11 protein-coding genes are annotated in these 16,692 nt (G+C 67.2%); 7 read left to right on the top strand and 4 right to left on the bottom strand.

The window, feature by feature from the left end; all coding sequences use genetic code 11:
- Positions 1-9: 9 nt before the first annotated feature.
- The 3 genes from AC06E9_RS04240 to AC06E9_RS04230 form a co-directional block, all read right to left on the bottom strand.
- Positions 10-2,346 carry a family 20 glycosylhydrolase gene (locus tag AC06E9_RS04240; protein ID WP_478055526.1) on the bottom strand — a complete coding sequence of 779 codons (2,337 nt, stop codon included), beginning with the start codon at positions 2,344-2,346 and terminating at the stop codon, positions 10-12.
- 94 nt (positions 2,347-2,440) lie between these two features.
- A complete protein-coding gene (locus AC06E9_RS04235) occupies positions 2,441-5,071 on the bottom strand; it encodes a TonB-dependent receptor (protein ID WP_478050088.1) in 2,631 nt (876 codons plus the stop codon).
- A 136-nt stretch (positions 5,072-5,207) separates the two neighbouring features.
- Positions 5,208-6,236, bottom strand: a complete 1,029-nt coding sequence (locus AC06E9_RS04230; RefSeq protein WP_121039840.1) for a glucokinase family protein — start codon at positions 6,234-6,236, stop codon at positions 5,208-5,210.
- Positions 6,237-6,336: 100 nt separating this feature from the next.
- Between AC06E9_RS04230 and AC06E9_RS04225 the strand changes: the two genes are divergently transcribed.
- From AC06E9_RS04225 to AC06E9_RS04200, 6 genes are read left to right on the top strand one after another with little or no spacing between them, the layout of a single operon-like run.
- Positions 6,337-6,603, top strand: a complete 267-nt coding sequence (locus AC06E9_RS04225; protein ID WP_478055523.1) for a hypothetical protein — start codon at positions 6,337-6,339, stop codon at positions 6,601-6,603.
- On the top strand, positions 6,603-7,895 hold the full coding sequence (locus AC06E9_RS04220) for a sugar MFS transporter (protein ID WP_478055521.1): 1,293 nt from the start codon (positions 6,603-6,605) through the stop codon (positions 7,893-7,895). The genes AC06E9_RS04225 and AC06E9_RS04220 overlap by 1 nt, the downstream gene beginning before the upstream one ends.
- Positions 7,896-7,937: 42 nt before the next feature.
- Positions 7,938-9,005, top strand: a complete 1,068-nt coding sequence (locus AC06E9_RS04215) for a LacI family DNA-binding transcriptional regulator (protein WP_088432334.1) — start codon at positions 7,938-7,940, stop codon at positions 9,003-9,005.
- Positions 9,006-9,011: 6 nt separating this feature from the next.
- Positions 9,012-10,040: an SIS domain-containing protein gene (locus AC06E9_RS04210; protein ID WP_152152261.1), complete on the top strand. Its 1,029-nt coding sequence runs from the start codon at positions 9,012-9,014 to the stop codon at positions 10,038-10,040.
- Positions 10,040-11,188: an N-acetylglucosamine-6-phosphate deacetylase gene (nagA, locus tag AC06E9_RS04205; RefSeq protein ID WP_461770286.1), complete on the top strand. Its 1,149-nt coding sequence runs from the start codon at positions 10,040-10,042 to the stop codon at positions 11,186-11,188. The genes AC06E9_RS04210 and nagA overlap by 1 nt, the downstream gene beginning before the upstream one ends.
- The gene (locus AC06E9_RS04200; RefSeq protein ID WP_461770285.1) at positions 11,185-12,252 is read left to right on the top strand and encodes an acyltransferase family protein; all 1,068 of its coding nucleotides are present in this window, start codon (positions 11,185-11,187) and stop codon (positions 12,250-12,252) included. The genes nagA and AC06E9_RS04200 overlap by 4 nt, the downstream gene beginning before the upstream one ends.
- Here AC06E9_RS04200 and AC06E9_RS04195 read toward each other — a convergent pair.
- Positions 12,237-12,566: a hypothetical protein gene (locus AC06E9_RS04195; RefSeq protein WP_147433870.1), complete on the bottom strand. Its 330-nt coding sequence runs from the start codon at positions 12,564-12,566 to the stop codon at positions 12,237-12,239. The two genes, AC06E9_RS04200 and AC06E9_RS04195, sit on opposite strands and share 16 nt — an antisense overlap.
- On the opposite strand from AC06E9_RS04195, the gene AC06E9_RS04190 reads away from it, so the two are divergent.
- Positions 12,565-16,563, top strand: coding sequence for an autotransporter family protein (locus AC06E9_RS04190; protein WP_478055517.1), 3,999 nt, complete (start codon positions 12,565-12,567; stop codon positions 16,561-16,563). The genes AC06E9_RS04195 and AC06E9_RS04190 overlap by 2 nt on opposite strands.
- The last annotated feature ends 129 nt before the right edge of the window (positions 16,564-16,692 follow it).

Here is a 16,692-nt window from a genome sequence, read left to right as displayed (position 1 = left end):
GCGCCCCGATTACCGCGGCAACAGCGTCATCTCATCCAGCACCCACATGGTCGGCCGGGTATCGCCGGTGAAGCGCACGCACAGATTCTGCGTGCCCTTGAGCGAGCGCGGCAGCGCCGCCTCCAGCGTGATGAACCCATCGGCGCCCGGCGCGGCCGGCAGTGCCACGCTGGCCAGCGGCTTGCCAGCGCACTGGCCGCCGAGGATGTCCATTTCCCCGTGTGCGCTGCGCTTGGGCGCGAAGCGGCGGTTCGGCTCGTCGTGGGCCAGCTGGAAGTAGTACGGGATCTGTCCGGCGCGGATGCGGAGCGTGGCGATGCCATCCACATCCGCGTCCTTCCACAACCAGCACGGGTTGAAGATGTCCACGTTGAAGATCGCGCGCTCGCCATCGGCCGGGCCGTCGTCCTCCAGGCGCAGCAGCAGCTGGCCTTCGCCCGGGCACTGCGCGAGATGTTCGTCGGTCCGCGACAGCAGCGACCCGGCGGTGATGTCGAAGCGGCTGGCCGCCTTGGCCAACGCCTCGCCGTTGAAGAACGTCGCCGCCTGCAGTGCCACCGGCAGCGGCTGCTGCAGCGGGGCGGTGTAGCGCGGTGACTGCGCGGTGACCGCGCTGCCGTCCACGCTGTAGTGGATGTCGTAACCGAGCGGGGTGCGCAGGGCCAGCGTCGCGGTGCCGGCGGCGCGGTCGTCCGTGCTGTCCAGTTCCACCTGGAATGGCGTCTGCGCATACGCGATGCCCATCGCCTGGTAACGCTTCAGCTGCGCCGGCAGACGCGCCAGGAAATCCGCATAGTCGCGGCGCTCGCGCGGCGACCAGCCGGTCTCGGCCACCGCGGCCAAGCGCGGGAACAGGTTGTGCTGCAGGCGTGCGTAGCTGCGCGTGTGCTCGGTGAACATGTTGGCCTGCAGGCCGAGGATGTGGTGCTGCTTGTCCTTGGCCAGCGCGTCCGGCACCGGCTCGAAGCCGTACACGCGTGCCAGCGGAATCGTCGCCGGGCGGCCCGGCGGCTCGTTCTCCGAGTTGGTCTGCAGGTAGTCCATGTACATGTCGGTCACCGGCGACATGACCACGTCGTGGCCCTCGCTGGCGGCCTTGAGGCCGCCTTCGGTGCCGCGCCAGGACATCACCGTGGCTTCCGGCGGCAGGCCGCCCTCGAGGATTTCATCCCAGCCGATCAGGCGCCGGTCGTGGTGTTCCAGGAAGGTCTCCAGGCGCTTGATGATGTGGCTCTGCATTTCCATCTCATCGCCGGCGCCCACTTCGCGCATGCGCGCCTGCACCCGCGCGGAGGCTTCCCACTGGTCCTTGACCGCTTCGTCGCCACCGACGTGCACGTACTTGGCCGGGAACAACGCGATGACTTCTTCCAGCACGTTCTCAAGGAATTCGAGGGTGCTGTCTTCCGTGTTGAACAGGTTCGGGAACACGCCCCATTCGCTCAGCGGCTTGAGCGGGGTGTCGATCGTGCCGAGCTCCGGATAGGCCGCGATCGCCGCGGTAGCGTGACCGGGCACGTCGATCTCCGGGATCACCTGGATATGGCGCGCGGCGGCATACGCGATCACCTCGCGGATCTGTTCCTGGGTGTAGAACCCGCAGTAGGGACGCTCGGCGCCGGTGACCGGATCGCGGCCACCGTCGCCGGCCGGAATGCGGCAGCTGCCGACGCCGGTCAGTTTCGGGTAGCGCTTGATCTCCATGCGCCAGCCCTGGTCATCGGTGAGGTGCCAATGGAAGGTGTTGAGCTTCTGCTCGGCCATCGCATCCAGGACCTGCTTGATCTCATCCAGGCTCTGGAAGTGGCGGGCCGAATCGAGCATCAGGCCGCGCCAGCTGAAACGGGGCGCATCATCGATGCGCAGCGCCGGAAGCGTGCCATCGCTGCCGCCGGTGAGCAGCTGCGAGAGCGTTGCCGCACCGTAGAACAGACCGGCCTCGGTGGCGCCCTGCACGGTCGCGCCGCGCGCGTCCGAACGCAGCTTGTAGCCTTCGGCGCCGGTCTTGAGCGTGGCGTCGAGCACGAAGCGGATGCCGTCCTTGCCGCGTCCTTCGCTGACCGTTACCGCCGGGCCACCGCTGTCGCGCAGCAGGGTGGCGAACTGTGCAGCCACGCGGGCGGCGGCCTGGCCCTGTGCATGCACAGGGGTGGCGGTGGTCACGGTGTAGCCGGCCCCGTCGAGGCGGTCGACCCTGGCCGGCGCCGGAATCAGCATCAGCGAGCCGGGCAGGGCCTGCGGGCCGTTCGGGGCCTGTGCGTCGGCGGCCTGGGCCAGCGGTGCGAGGGAGAGTGCCAGTGCGAAGGACAGCAGCGACAGCGAGGTACGACGGGTGCGGGTGTGCATCGGGTCATTCCTTTGTAGCGAATCGGGTTCCACCTGTGAAAACGGGCCCGGAAATCCGGGCCCGTTTCAGGCATTCAGCATAGTGCCAAGGCGATCAGAACTTGAAGTGCAGGGTGGCCATGTAGCGGCGGCCACTCTTGTAACGCGAGGCCAGGTGATCCTTGTCGCCAAGGTACTGGAAGTACTCTTCATCGAGCAGGTTCTGGGCGTCCACGGTGACCGACCAGTTCTCGTTGAAGGTGTAGCCGAAGCTGGCGCCCAGCTCGGCGTAGTCGTCCACGCTGGCCGGTGCCGAGCCTGCGACGTAGCCGCCGGCCAGGTAGCTGTCACGCCAGTTGTAGGTCAGGCGGGCGTTGATCGGACCCTTTTCGTAGTACGGGCTGAACGCAACCGAGTTGCGCGACTGGTAGGGCAGCGCATCACCGGAATTGTTTTCGCCGTTGGCGTAGGTGTAGTTGGCGGTCAGGCCGAAGCCGCTTTCGCCGAAGGGCTGCTGGTAGCTGAGGTTGAAGCCCTTGACGTGACCGCTGCCGGCATTGCGCGGACGCTGGATGCTGTAGTCGCAATAGCCGTCGGCCGCACAGCCGTTGGTGCCCACGATGTTGGCCCAGGTGGCCGGCGAGGTATCGCGGATCGAGTTGTACTGGCGCTCGGTGACGGCGCTGGTATCGATGTAGTTGTCGATCTTCTTGTAGAACAGCGACCAGGCCACCACCGATTGCGGAGCGAAGTAGTACTCGGCCGACAGGTTGTAGTTCCAGGACTCATACGGCGACAGGGCCGCGTTGCCGCCACTGCCGGTCAGGGTGGTGTCGTTGAGGAAGGTGTTGTTCACCATCTGGTTGTACGGCGCCCACGCGATGACCTTGCTGGCGCCGAAGCGGAACACCCAGTCGCTGTCGGTGTCGTAGACCAGGTTGACCGAGGGCAGCAGGAAGTCTTCCTTCTTGGTCTGGGTCTGCCACTTGCTGTCCAGATCGGTCAGGGTGGGGGTACCGCCGTAGACGAAGCCGCTGCCGGCCGTCTTGGAATCCACGTAGCGCACACCGACGTTGCCGCGTACCGGGCCATTGGAGAAGTTCAACTGCGCATAGGCGGCATTGTTGGTCTGCTCCAGCGCCCAGCTGTTGTTGAGATAGCTGGCCGGATCCGGGTTGGCGAAGTCCAGCGGGCTGCCCTTGACCCAGTTCAGCACGTTGTCGCGGCCGGCCTGGATATGACGGCCCTGGCCATCGGCGAAGCCCTGGATGTCGGTCAGACCGATGGTGCCGACGTCGGCCAGGGTGCCCGGACGCACGCCGCCATACACGTTCAGATCGAAGCTCTCTTCGTGCTTGCCGTGGCGAACGCCGAACTGCAGCTGGTTGAAGATGCTGTCGAACTGCACATTGAAGTCCAGCTGTGCGTAGGTGTCCTTGCTGTCGGTGGAGAAGATGCCGTTGTTGCCGAACCAGCCGCCGGCCGAGCCCCAGTTGGCCGGATTGCGGGCGGCATCGGGGTTGTCGAAGGTGATGCCCTTGTCCAGGTTCCAGCTGAAGCCACCGTTGTAGAACGGTTCGATGAAGTACTGGGCCAGATCCTTGTTTTCGGACTTGCTCTGGCCAGCCTGGCCGCTGATACCCCAGCCTTCACCCTTCCAGGCACCGCGAAGGTCCAGGCCCTTGGTGGTCACTTCGGATTCGCGCACGTTGTTGTCGTAGATCACCGTGCCGCTGTTGGCCGTCGCGCTGGCGTTGGAGTGACCGCTGGTGACCACCCCGTTGCGCACGTCGCCGAGCTGGTTCACCGCACCTACGGTGCCGGGATTCCACGTCAGGAAGGAGTACATCGACTGGTTGTAGTTGTCGAAGTTCTCCTTGATGTACAGGCCGCTCAGGTTGAACTCGAGTTCGTCGGTCGGCTTGAACTGCAGATTGACCACGGCGCTGTCGCGCTTGCGGTCCTGCTGGAACCACGCCGCGTTGACCGAATTGGGCACGTCCGCATTCGGGTCCACGCCCGACGCGTTGGTGAAGGTGGACGCCTTGGCGTAACCAAACACTTCTATGCCCTGACGGTCCACGCGCTCTTCATAGTGCTGCGCGGCCACGTTGATGCCGAAGGTTTCTTCGTCATTCTTCCAGCTGTAGATGGCCGAGGCGTTCGGCTTGCCCTTGCTGGCCTGGTCGCTGTAGCTGTAGCCCACGGAAGCGGCCACTTCGTTGGCGCGCATGTCCAGCGGCTGGCGGGTGTGCATCAGGATGGTGCCGCCCAGGCTGCCTTCAGTCAGGCGCGCTTCGGAGGACTTGATGACTTCCATGCGACCCAGGATCAGCGGCGACAGCAGGGTGTAATCGAAGCCGCGGTTGGGCTGCTCGCCGTACAGCCAGATCGCCTGGGCGACCGGGTGGCCGTCCAGGAAGGACAGGTTGAGGCTGGGGTCGGTGCCGTCGATGCTGACGCGCTCACCCTGGCCGAAGCGGCGGTCCAGCGAGATGCCGGGCAGCTGAGACAGCGCTTCTGCAACGTTCGTACTGGGGAACTTGCCGATGTCCTCGGCGGTGATCGCCTCGGAAATGGTCACGTTGTTGCGCTTGGTATCCAGCGACTTTTCGAGGCTGGCGCGGATGCCGACGACGCTGACGGTGTCCAGGTCGGTGGGGGTACTGGAGGTTTCCTGCGCCTGCGCGCCGAACACCAGACAGCTGAAAATGGCTGCCGAAAGCAGACTCTTGCGATGGTTCATGATGTCTCTCCTCATCAATCCGATGGTTCGCCGGCGACGGCGTGTCTTCTTGCGTCTGGTACGACTTTTCCGCGCGCCCTAAACCGGGGCGTGCCATGGGTGCTGCGTACTACGTAATGCCTTTCCCGGCGCGCCGTCAGGCGGTCGGGTGGTCCCTATGGCCCAGGTACCAGCTGGCAGCGCCGATGACGCCCAGCTGCCCGTGCTCGACCACCTTCACGGGAATGCGTTCCAGCGCCTCGCGCATCGGTCCCTTGTTGAGGTACCGCTCGACGAAGGTGCTGTTCAACAGGAAATCGCGGATCTGCGGCAGGATGCCGCCGGCCAGGTAGACCCCACCGGTGACGCCGTACTGCAGCGCCATGTCGCCGATCGTGCTGCCGAGCAGGCCGCAGAACACATCCAGGCTCTGCCGCGCGAGCGGGTCCTGGTCGGCCATGGCGGCGGCGGTGATCGCATCGGGGGTGGTCAGCGCTGGCGATTGGCCGCTCAACGCACACAGGGCGCGATACAGATTCATCAGGCCGGGGCCGGACAGCGCCTGCTCGACCGAGACATGCGACCGGTCGCGCAGCATCTGCCGCACGATCGCCATCTCCAGTTCGGTGGTGGTGGCCAGGGTCGGCTGGCCGGCTTCGGTCGCCAGCACGACGGCGCCGTGCGGGGTCGGGATCCACACCGCCGCGCCGAGGCCGGTGCCGGGGCCGACCACCAGGGTCGGGCCGCGCGGGGCGGTGGCCGGGCCGGTCAGCTGCAGCACGCCGCTGGCATCGACCTGGGCGGCGGCATAGGCCACGGCCTCGAAGTCATTGACGATGTACACCTGGTCCAGGCCGACATCGCGCTCGATCTGCCGTGCCGACAACGGCCAGGGCAGGTTGGCGGTGATCACCGTGCCGTCGTCGCGGGCATAGCCGGCGGTGGCGACCACGCAATGCGTCGGGCGCGGGCCATCGGCCAGAAAGTCGGACAGGATCGCGCTGAGGCCGGCGTAATCCGCATTGCGGAACTTGCGGTAGTCCAGCAGCTCCACCGGATGGGCCGGATCGGCGCTGGCCTGGACCCGGCCAACCCGGACATGCGTGCCACCCACGTCGGCGGCCAGGAACGGCGGCGTCGCGGCGGGCGGGGCATGGGCCGGAACAGCGTGGGCGGCGTTGGTCACACGGACTCCATCGGTTGGGCGTGGCCAGGGTTGCCCCGGCGATTGAGGCGGAGTCTGTAATCGTTCTGACAACGATGTCAACGATAACCTCACACTTTCGATGCTGCGCCGCAACGTGGGTTTGCGCGGGAAAACGTTTTCATCACACTGCCGTCATGTTTTCGCAAACTGCCGTGAATACGGGCTCCGCTCCGCCCGCGGCGAGCGCTGCCGCCAGATTGCGCAGGTGCAGCAACGCAAAATGCGCGGCGCTGGCGTGAACCAGTTGTTGACAAACCTGGCGGCTGCAACGAATAAATGTGACAACGTTGTTCCCAGCCACTCTTCCGATGCCGCTCCGGCGCCGTCGATGCAGGAGCCTCCTTGATGTCTGCCGTGCCTGCTGCCTCCGCGCGTTCGAGCGTGCTTACCTCGATCCTGATCATCGGCGTGCTGTTCTTCCTGATCGGCTTCTTCACCTGGCTCAACGGCCCGTTGATCACCTTCGTCAAACTCGCCTTCGAGCTGGATGAGGTGGGCGCCTTCCTGGTGCTGATGGTTTTCTACCTGTCGTATTTCTTCCTGGCCCTGCCGGCCTCGTGGATCCTCAAGCGCACCGGGATGAAGAAGGGCCTGAGCCTGAGCCTGCTGGTGATGGCGGCCGGTGCGGTGGTGTTCGCGCACTTCGCCCAGCAGCGCTGGTACCCGGGCGCGCTCAGCGGCCTGTTCATCATCGGCAGCGGCCTTGCCCTGCTGCAGACGGCGGTCAACCCGTACATCAGCATCCTCGGCCCGATCGAGACCGCGGCCCGGCGCATCGCACTGATGGGCATCTGCAACAAGATCGCCGGCATGCTCGCCCCGGTGCTGATCGGCACGCTGGTGCTGCACGGTATCGGCGATCTGGATGCCCAGGTGAAGGTCGCCGATGCGGCCGCCAAGACGGTGCTGCTCAATGACTTCGCCGCCAAGATCCAGCTGCCGTACATGGCCATGGCCGGGCTGCTGGTGGTGCTCGCGGTTGCGGTGCTGTTCTCGCCGCTGCCCGAGCTGAAGACCGCTGAAGCCAATGCCACGCCGGCCCGCGCGCCAGGGGTGGCCGAGCGCACCAGCATCTTCCAGTTCCCGCACCTGTGGCTGGGCGTGCTGTGCCTGTTCGTGTACGTCGGCGTGGAAGTGATGGCCGGCGATGCGATCGGCACTTACGGCCACGGCTTCGACCTGCCGCTGGACCAGACCAAGATGTTCACCTCGATCACCCTGGGCGCGATGCTGATCGGCTACCTGGCCGGCCTGGCGCTGATCCCGCACCTGGTCTCACAGTCGCGCTACCTGAGCATCTCGGCGGTGCTGGGCGTGGTGTTCTGCATCGGCGCGCTGCTGACCCACGGCTATGTCTCGGTCGGCTTCGTGGCGGCCTTGGGCTTTGCCAACGCGATGATGTGGCCGGCGATCTTCCCGCTGGCGATCCGCGGCCTGGGCCGCTTCACCGAGACCGGCTCGGCCCTGCTGGTGATGGCCATCGCCGGTGGCGCGATCATTCCCCAGCTGTTTGCCGTGCTCAAGCAGCACTTCGACTTCCAGTGGGTGTTCGCCGGCCTGATGGTGCCCTGCTACCTGTACATCCTGTTCTATTCGATGCGCGGCCACCGCGTCGGGCTGTCCCGCGACGGGCAGTGATCGGCGATCATGGACGCTCAACCGGTCAGCCAGGAAAAGACGATGCGTAGAGCGACCATCAAGGATGTCGCCGAACGGGCCAAGGTATCGCTGAAGACGGTCTCGCGGGTCATCAACAACGAGCCCTCGGTGATGCAGGCCACCCGTGCACGGGTGCTGCGTGCGATCGCCGAGCTGGACTACGAGCCCGATCCGGCCGCGCGCAACCTGCGCACCGGCACCACGCTGGTGGTCGGGCTGGTCTACGACAACCCCAACCCGTACCACATCATCGGCGTGCAGAACGGCGTGCTTGCCGCGTGCCGCGAGACCGGGTTCGGCTTGCAGATCCATCCCTGCGACTCCAGCTCGCCGATGCTCGCCGAGGAACTGGCCGACTGGGTGCAGCGTTCGCGCCTGGCCGGGCTGGTGCTGACCGCGCCGATGTCCGAGCGCAAGGATCTGGTGGCCGCGCTCACCGCACGCGGCATCAAGCTGGTGCGCATCATCGCCGCCACCGCCGATCCGCAGGACGGCGCCTGTGTGTTCGTCGACGACCGCGAGGCCGCCTACGAGATCACCGAGCACCTGATCCAGCTGGGCCACCAGCGGATCGGCTTCCTCTGGGGCGGCACCTCGCACCGCTCCAGCGGTGAGCGCTATGCCGGCTATGAAGCGGCGCTGCGCGACTACGGCATGACCATCGACAAGCACCTGGTGGTGCAGGGCGATTACACCTTCGATGATGGCTTCCGCGGCGCGCGCCGCCTGCTGGCGCTGCGCGAACCGCCCACCGCGATCTTCGGTTCCAACGATGAGATCGCCGCCGGCGTGCTCGCGGCCGCCAAATCCACCGGCATGAACGTTCCCTACGACCTGTCCATCGCCGGTTTCGAGGACAGTCCGTTCTCGCGCCAGTCCTGGCCACCGTTGACCACCGCCAAGCAGGCCACCGAAGACATCGCCCGGCATGCCGCGCGCCTGCTGATCGCGCAGCTGCGCAGCGATGCCTACGACGACGCGCCGCTGCAGCTGCAGAACCAGGGCTTCGTGCCGCAGCTGGTGGTGCGTGGTTCCACCGCGCCGATGCGCCCACAGGGTGCACGGCTTCCTTCTCCTGAAACGACCTGAGTCCCCATGTCCCTGCCTGCCCCCCACGACACCCTGATGTACCGCGAAGCCGCCGAGGCTGCCGATGTGATCGCCGCGCAGTTCGCGCGCAACCAGGTGGCCGTGGAGACGCTGGCCGCCAGCCTGCGCGCGGCGCCGCCGCCGTTCGTGGTGACCTGCGCACGGGGCAGTTCCGACCACGCCGCCACCTATGCCAAGTACCTGCTGGAAACGCGCCTCGGGCTGGTCACCGCCTCGGCCTCGCCGTCGGTAGGCTCGGTGTACGAAGCGCCGCTGAAGCTGCGTGGGGCGCTGTACATCGTGATCTCGCAGTCGGGCAAGAGCCCGGACCTGCTGCGCAACGCCGAGGCCGCGCGTGCGGCCGGCGCACGCGTGGTGGCGCTGGTCAATGTCGAGGATTCGCCGCTGGCGCAGCTGGCCGAGACGGTGATCCCGCTGGGCGCCGGTGCCGAGCACAGCGTGGCGGCGACCAAGAGCTATCTGGCCTCGCTGTCGGCGATCCTGCAGCTGGTGGCGTACTGGACGCAGGATGTGGGGCTGATCGCTTCGCTGCGCGCGCTGCCCGATGCGCTGCGTCAGGCCTGGAACAGCGACTGGTCGTCGCTGACCGACGGTCTGGTGCCGGCCCACAATCTGTTCGTGCTTGGCCGCGGTCTTGGCCTGGCCGCCGCGCAGGAAGCGGCGCTGAAGTTCAAGGAAACCTGTGGCCTGCACGCCGAGGCGTACAGCTCGGCCGAGGTCAAGCATGGCCCGATGGCGCTGGTGGGCCCGGGCTTCCCGGTGCTGGCCTTCGCCCAGCCGGATGAAACCGGCGCTGGCACCCGCGCGGTGCTGAGCGAGTTCGCCGCGCGCGATGCGCAGGTGTGGCTGGCCGATGTCGGCGGTGACCTGCCGCTGCCGGTCGCGCCGCACCCGGCGTGCGCCCCGCTGCTGACCATCCAGAGTTTCTACCGCGCGATCAATGCGCTGGCGCTGCGCCGTGGTCACAACCCGGACCTGCCGCCGCATCTGAACAAGGTGACGGAAACCGTCTGATGAAAACTGTCCTGCGCAATGCCCGCATCCTGGCCGGTGACGACTTCCGCGATGATCTGGCGGTGGTGATCGAGAGCGGCCGGATCACCGCGCTGGTCTCCGATGCCGCGCCCATGCTCGGCCAGGCCGATGAGCAGGTGGACCTGGGTGGTGGTTGGCTGCTGCCCGGCTTCATCGATGCGCAGGTCAATGGCGGTGGCGGCGTGCTGTTCAACAACAGCCCGGATGTCGCCACGCTGCGCACGCTGGCGCAGGCGCACCGCCGCTTCGGCACCACCGGTCTGCTGCCCACCCTGATCAGCGACGACGTGCAGGTAATGCGCGCGGCCATCGCCGCGACCCGCCAGGCGATCAGCGAGGGCGTGCCCGGCGTGCTCGGCATCCATCTGGAAGGCCCGTACATCGCCCCGGCGCGCAAGGGCACGCATGATGCGAACAAGTTCCGTGTGCCGGACGCCGCCGAGATCGCCTTGGCCGCCTCGCTGGACAACGGTGTCACCCTGCTCACGCTGGCGCCCGAGCGGGTACCGCTGGAGAGCATCCGCGCGCTGGTGGAACGCGGCGTGGTGGTGGCGGCAGGTCATACCGCCGCCAGTTACGAGCAGGCGCGTGCAGGCCTGGAGGCTGGTATCCGCGGCTTCACCCATCTGTACAACGCGATGTCGCCGCTGACCGGGCGCGAACCGGGTGCGGTCGGTGCGGCGCTGGAAGATCGCGACAGCTGGGTCGGCATCATCGCCGACGGCGTGCATGTGCATCCGGCCAGCCTGCGTGTGGCGCTGGCGACCAAGCCGCGCGGCAAGGTCATGCTGGTCACTGATGCGATGCCGCCGGTCGGTGCGCAGGACCCCAGCTACGAACTTTACGGCGAGGTCATCACTGCGGTGGATGGGGTGGTGCGCAATGCTGCCGGCTCGCTGGCCGGCTCGGCGCTGGACATGGCCACGGCGGTGCGCAACAGCGTGCAGCTGCTGGGCGTTTCGCTGGCCGAGGCGGCGCGGATGGCCTCGACCTATCCCGCGCAGTTCCTGAATCTGGATGACCGCTACGGGCACATCGCCGAAGGGCATCACGCCGATCTGGTGCTGCTCGATGACGCGCTGCAGGTGCGCAGCACCTGGATCGCCGGGCAGCGCGAAGACGTATGAGTGCCGTACCGTCGGGGCGGATGGGCTCGATCGACGCACTGCGCGGCCTGACCGTCGCGGCGATGCTGCTGGTCAACAACCCGGGCGACTGGAGCCATGTCTACGCACCGCTGCTGCACGCGGACTGGCATGGTTTCACCCCGACCGACCTGATTTTCCCGTTGTTCCTGTTCATTGCCGGTGTCTCGATGGCGTTCAGTCTGGCGCCACGCGCGGCCGAGCCGGCCACGCGTCCGGCGCTGGTGCGCGGGGTGCTGCAACGCGCACTGCGCATCCTGATCGCCGGCGCGCTGCTGCACCTGCTGGCGTGGTGGCTGTTCGAACTGCCGGCGTATCGCCTGTGGGGCGTGCTGCAGCGGATCGCCCTGTGCGTGGCGGTGGTCGGCGTGCTGGCGGTGTACACGCGGGCGCGCACGCAATGGGCGCTGATCGTCGGGCTGTTGGCCACCTATGCGGTGATCCTGCTGTCGGCCACCTCCATGGCGCCGTGGGTCAACCCGGCCAGCCGCCTGGATACGGCGCTGTTTGCCCCGTTCCTCTACAAGTATTCCGCGCTCACCGGGCTGGGCCATGACCCGGAAGGCCTGCTGAGCAGCCTCGGGGCGATCGCCACCACCCTGCTGGGCCTGCGCGCCGGCGCGTGGCTGCGTGCCGGCAGGGCACCGCAGTTGACGCTGCTGGCGGCGGGTTGCCTGGCGGTCGGCGGCCTGGCCACGCTGTGGTTGCCCCTGAACAAGCAGTTGTGGACCCCCAGCTTCGTGCTGTGGACCGCAGGTCTGTCCGCGGCTGCGCTGCTGCTGGCCCATCTGTTGATCGATCGCTGGGGCATGCCTGCGCTGGGGCGACGCTTTGGCGTGAATGCGATCGCCGCCTATCTTGGCTCCTCGGCGATGGCGCTGGTGCTCGCTGCAACCGGTGCGTGGGCCTGGGCGTTCCATGCCCTGCAGAGCGCGCTGCCGGAGGCACCAGAACTGGCCTCACTCGCGTGCGCGGTGGGCTTCGTGACGATCTGGTGGGGTGTGGTGTGGGTGCTGGATCGCCGGCGTGTCTATCTGAAGATCTGAGCGATCTCTGCAGACTCGCTCACCGCGCGGCGAATGCGGGCGATCCCCTGCCTGAATTTTACGTTCACATCACGGTTGACCAGTAAAAGTACCGGCACACATCTGCGTACTTCACGAAACCGCCTGTTCCTGGCCGTGGCCCATTTGCCGCGCGCCGTCTGTCCCCTCCTCGATGTTGTCCCGCCGGAAATGCAGTCCCAGGCAGCGTCCGCTGCCGTCGTGAATTTCATGGTGATGCGTGCAGTCAGGAGCAGGGGGCTTCGATGACCTGTCATGCCGCCGCCGCCCTCCGTGATGTCCAGAGGAAGCCGCATGCCCAGGTCCACTCTCCACCCCCTCGCGCTCAGCATCGCCGTGCTGCTCCGTTCACGCGGCCTGCTGGGCAGCGCCATCGTCCTGGCCTCGTTCGGCGCACAGGCGGACTGCGTTACCGTCGGCACCACCACCACCTGCACCACGGCCGCACCCAATCCCTATGTGACCCGCGTCGGTAACGGCAACATCGCCATCGAGGATGGACGCACGGTGGATGTCCAGGCCGGTGCCAAGCTGGTGGTGGGTGACGCCAACGCCATCTCGCTGCGCGACAACGCCAACATCCACGTCGGCACCGGTGCGACCGTCAGCGCCACTGCAGTCAGCGCGCCGGGACTGTTCGGCGCGGGCGGCGACACACTGGAATTCCGCACCGGCGGCACCCTGACCGTCGATGCCGGCGGCGAAGTGCTGGCGCTGGGCAGCCAAGGCAGTGCCGAAGTGATCAACTTCCAGGGCGCGGGCAACACCATCGTCAACAGCGGCACCATCCGCGCCAACAACGCCGTGGCGATCTGGTCGCAGAACACCACTGGGCTGAACACCGTGATCAACACCGAGACCGGCATCATCCAGGCACCGGGCACGGTGATCGGTGGCTCCGGCAACGGCGCGCTTGACTTCACCAACCGTGGCCAGGTGATCGGCAACATCTCGCTGGCCGGTGGCAATGACATCCTGCGCCTGTATACCGGTTCGTCGATCACCGGCAATTTCAGCGGAGGAGCGGGCAACGACGCGATCTTCCTGAGCGGCATGGGTGATTCCACGCTGCCGGGCAATTTCGTCGGTTTCGAGTCGCTGACCAAGAATGATGCGGGCAAGTGGACACTGACCGGCACCATCACCGGGGTGACCGTGGCCACGGTGACGCAGGGCACCCTGGCGCTGACCGGCAACAACGCCAATTACACCGGCCCGGTGATTGTCGATCCGGCCGGCATCCTGGAAGCGCGGGCGCAGAGCCTGCCGCCCGGCGTGACCAACAATGGTCTGGTCCGCTTCACGCAGCCCGACGATGGCACCTATGCGGGCAGCATCAACGGCACCGGCGCATTGGACAAGACCGGGGCCGGCACGCTCACCCTGACCGGCCTCAACAGCCTGGGTGGGGCAAGCACACTCACTGGCGGCACCCTGGTGCTGGGCAACACGCTGGAAACCGCCAGCCTGACCATGGCCAATGGCACCACGCTGCAGATCAATGGCACGCTGCAGCAGCGCGGCGGTGGCGCGGCGAATGTGATCGGCACCAGTGGCGCCCAGTCGCTGATCGTCAACGGCCGACTGAACGGCTCAGCGCTGCTGGGCGACGGCAATGATCTGCTGGATGTTGCGGGTGTGATCGTCGGCAACGTCGATCAGGGCGCCGGCAACGACACCACGATCGTGCGGCCCGGAGGCAGGATCGGGGGCACGCTGGCGCAGGGGCTGGGCGATGATCGCCTGGAGATGCAGGGCGGGCAGATTGTGGGCGCGGTCACCCAAGGTGCCGGCAACGATGCTCTGTTGATGAGCGGCGGCACGCTGGCGTCGGTCGACCAGGGCGACGATGTCGACCAGCTGGAGATCAGCGGCGGCACCATCACCGGCACCGTGCAGCAGGGTGGGGGCCGGGATGTGTTCGTCATGACCGGCGGTACCATCGGTGCGCTGCTGCAGGGCGATGGGACCGACCGCTTCCGCATGACCGGTGGCCAGATCATCGGCGGCTTCGATGATGGCGATTACGCCGAGATGACCGGCGGGCGCATCGGCCGGGTCAACATGAAGCTGGAGAACAACACCTTCGACATGTCCGGCGGCACCATCGACGGCAACCTGGTCACCGGCTTCGGCAACGACACCATCATCCTGTCCGAGGGCTACATCGGCGGCAACATCAGCGTCAGCGGTGGCGATGATTCGATCACCATCACCGGCGGCACCGTACGTGGCGAGATCCGCGCCAGTACCGGCAGCGATCGGCTGGACTGGTCTGGCGGTGGCGTGGTGCACGGCGCGGTGGACATGGGCGAGGGCAATGACGTTGCCAGCTTGGCCAACCTCAACGCCTCCAACCTGGGGGCGTTGCCGCTGTTCGACGGCGGACCCGGCAACGACGCGCTGAGCATGAACAACGTCAAGACCGACGGTGTCGCGCGCTTCGCCAACTGGGAGCAGATCGGCCTGGCCAATGATTCCCAGCTCACCTTCGACGGCAACCTGACTCTGGGTGACGGCGGCACCGGCACCGGTGCGCTGGACATCGATGCCACCAGCACGCTCTTCGCCGGTGGCCTGGACGCGCGCATCGTGCCGTTCACCGCCGGCCAGCTGGCCACGGTGACCAACGCTGGACGCATCGACCTGAGCAATGGTGGCAGCCGCGTCGGCGACGCCTTCACCATCGTCGGCAACTATGTGGGCAACGGCGGCGCGCTGTACCTGCAGTCCGTGCTGGGCGATGACAGCTCGCTGTCGGACAAGCTGGTGATCTCCAACGGCACCGCCAGCGGCACCACCGGTATCGGCGTGCTCAACGTCGGCGGCACCGGCGCGGCCACGATCGCCGACGGCATCATGGTGGTGCAGGCGACCAATGGCGCCAGCACCGCCGCCAATGCGTTCGCGCTGTACAGCCCGGTCGCCGCAGGCGCTTACGAGTATTACCTGTTCAAGGGCGGAGTGAGCGGCGGCAGCGCTGAAAACTGGTACCTGCGTTCCACGGTTACCGCCTCGGCGATCCCGGCACCGGCGCCACCGCCGACCATCGACGTGCCGCCGCCGCCGCCGCCGCCGGAAGCCATCGGCACCCCGCCCCCGGTGTTGCCGCCGGCACCGCCGCCGCCCCCGGACGTGAACCCGCCGGACGATCCGGACCCGATCGCGCCGGAGCCGGCACCACCCCCGCCCCCGCCGGCCCCGGCGCCCGTGCCGCCCGCGCAGCCGGAGGCACCGCCGCCGGTCCCCACCGAAGTGCCGCCGGTGCCCGGTCCGCTGGCCACACCGCCGACGCCCGATGCGCGCCCGGCAGAGGGCGACATCATTCCGTTGTACCGGGTGGAAACCCCCGTCTACTCCGTGGTGCCCCCCCTGCTGCGCGAGACGAGTCTGGCCAGCCTGGGCACCTTCCACGAGCGCCAGGGCGAGCAGCGCGTGCTGGCCGGGCAGGGCGGCTTCCGCTCGGCCTGGGCACGCATGATCGGGCAGAGTCATGAGCAGCACTGGGAGGGCGATGCCAAGCCCAGTTTCGACGGTGATCTCCAGGGCATCCAGGCCGGCCTGGACCTGTACGCCAACGGCGATGGCAACCACCGCGATCAGGTCGGTGTATTCGTCGGCCGCACCCGCGCGCAGGGCAACGTCAACGGCTTTGCGATCGGCTGGGACAACGTGGCCGTCGGCCGTACCCGCCTGGATGACAAGCACGTGGGCCTGTACTGGACCCGCGTCGGCAGCGAAGGCGGGTATCTGGATGCCGTGGTCCTTCAGAGCCGCTACGACGGTGAGGCCACGTCGGCGCGCGGGCTGGGCATCGACGTGCGTGGCGATGGCACCACCGCGTCGCTGGAAGTAGGCAAGCCGCTGCTGCAGCTCGGGCAGTCCGCATGGTGGCTGGAGCCGCAGGCGCAGGTGATCTGGCAGCGCACCTCGATCGACGATGCCGGTGACCGGGTGTCGGCGGTCCGCTTCAAGGCCGACAATGCCTGGACCGGGCGCGTCGGCCTTCGCCTCGCCGCCGATTACGATCTCGCCGGCAATGGGTGGCAGCCGTACGTCAAGCTCAACTACTGGCAGACCCTGGACGGCGAAGATCGCATCGACTTCGGCGACAACCGGCTCACCAACCAGCAGGGCTCGCGCGCACTGGAAGTCGGCGTCGGTGTGGTCGCGCGCTTCAATGCCAATGTCAGCGCGTTTGCGGTGGCCGATTACACGCGCGATCTGGAAAGCAGCGCGCAGAAGGAGCGCAAGAGCATCGAGGGGAATATCGGCGTGCGGTTTGATTGGTGAGGCGGTTGTGGGCGCTGGCTGATCCCCGGCACGCTGCCCGCCACGGGTGGCGTGCCCTCATTTCGGGCTGACCGGTCGCCAGGGCGGAGGACGCGCGCTGTTCTTGTGGCCGTGTGCAGCGATATGCTG

Source organism: Stenotrophomonas sp. Steno-Z10-BAI, from assembly GCF_056393115.1.
This window is presented reverse-complemented; position numbering and strand designations above follow the sequence as displayed.

What these genes read in the sequence shown, in the direction of transcription:
- nagA (WP_461770286.1), top strand. Translation starts at nt 10,040, where the DNA reads ATGAAAACTGTCCTGCGCAATGCCCGCATCCTGGCCGGTGACGACTTC.
- AC06E9_RS04190 (WP_478055517.1), top strand. Translation starts at nt 12,565, where the DNA reads ATGCCCAGGTCCACTCTCCACCCCCTCGCGCTCAGCATCGCCGTGCTG.
- AC06E9_RS04195 (WP_147433870.1), bottom strand. Translation starts at nt 12,566, where the DNA reads ATGCGGCTTCCTCTGGACATCACGGAGGGCGGCGGCGGCATGACAGGT.
- AC06E9_RS04220 (WP_478055521.1), top strand. Translation starts at nt 6,603, where the DNA reads ATGTCTGCCGTGCCTGCTGCCTCCGCGCGTTCGAGCGTGCTTACCTCG.
- AC06E9_RS04235 (WP_478050088.1), bottom strand. Translation starts at nt 5,071, where the DNA reads ATGAACCATCGCAAGAGTCTGCTTTCGGCAGCCATTTTCAGCTGTCTG.
- AC06E9_RS04225 (WP_478055523.1), top strand. Translation starts at nt 6,337, where the DNA reads ATGCTGCGCCGCAACGTGGGTTTGCGCGGGAAAACGTTTTCATCACAC.
- AC06E9_RS04210 (WP_152152261.1), top strand. Translation starts at nt 9,012, where the DNA reads ATGTCCCTGCCTGCCCCCCACGACACCCTGATGTACCGCGAAGCCGCC.
- AC06E9_RS04240 (WP_478055526.1), bottom strand. Translation starts at nt 2,346, where the DNA reads ATGCACACCCGCACCCGTCGTACCTCGCTGTCGCTGCTGTCCTTCGCA.
- AC06E9_RS04200 (WP_461770285.1), top strand. Translation starts at nt 11,185, where the DNA reads ATGAGTGCCGTACCGTCGGGGCGGATGGGCTCGATCGACGCACTGCGC.
- AC06E9_RS04215 (WP_088432334.1), top strand. Translation starts at nt 7,938, where the DNA reads ATGCGTAGAGCGACCATCAAGGATGTCGCCGAACGGGCCAAGGTATCG.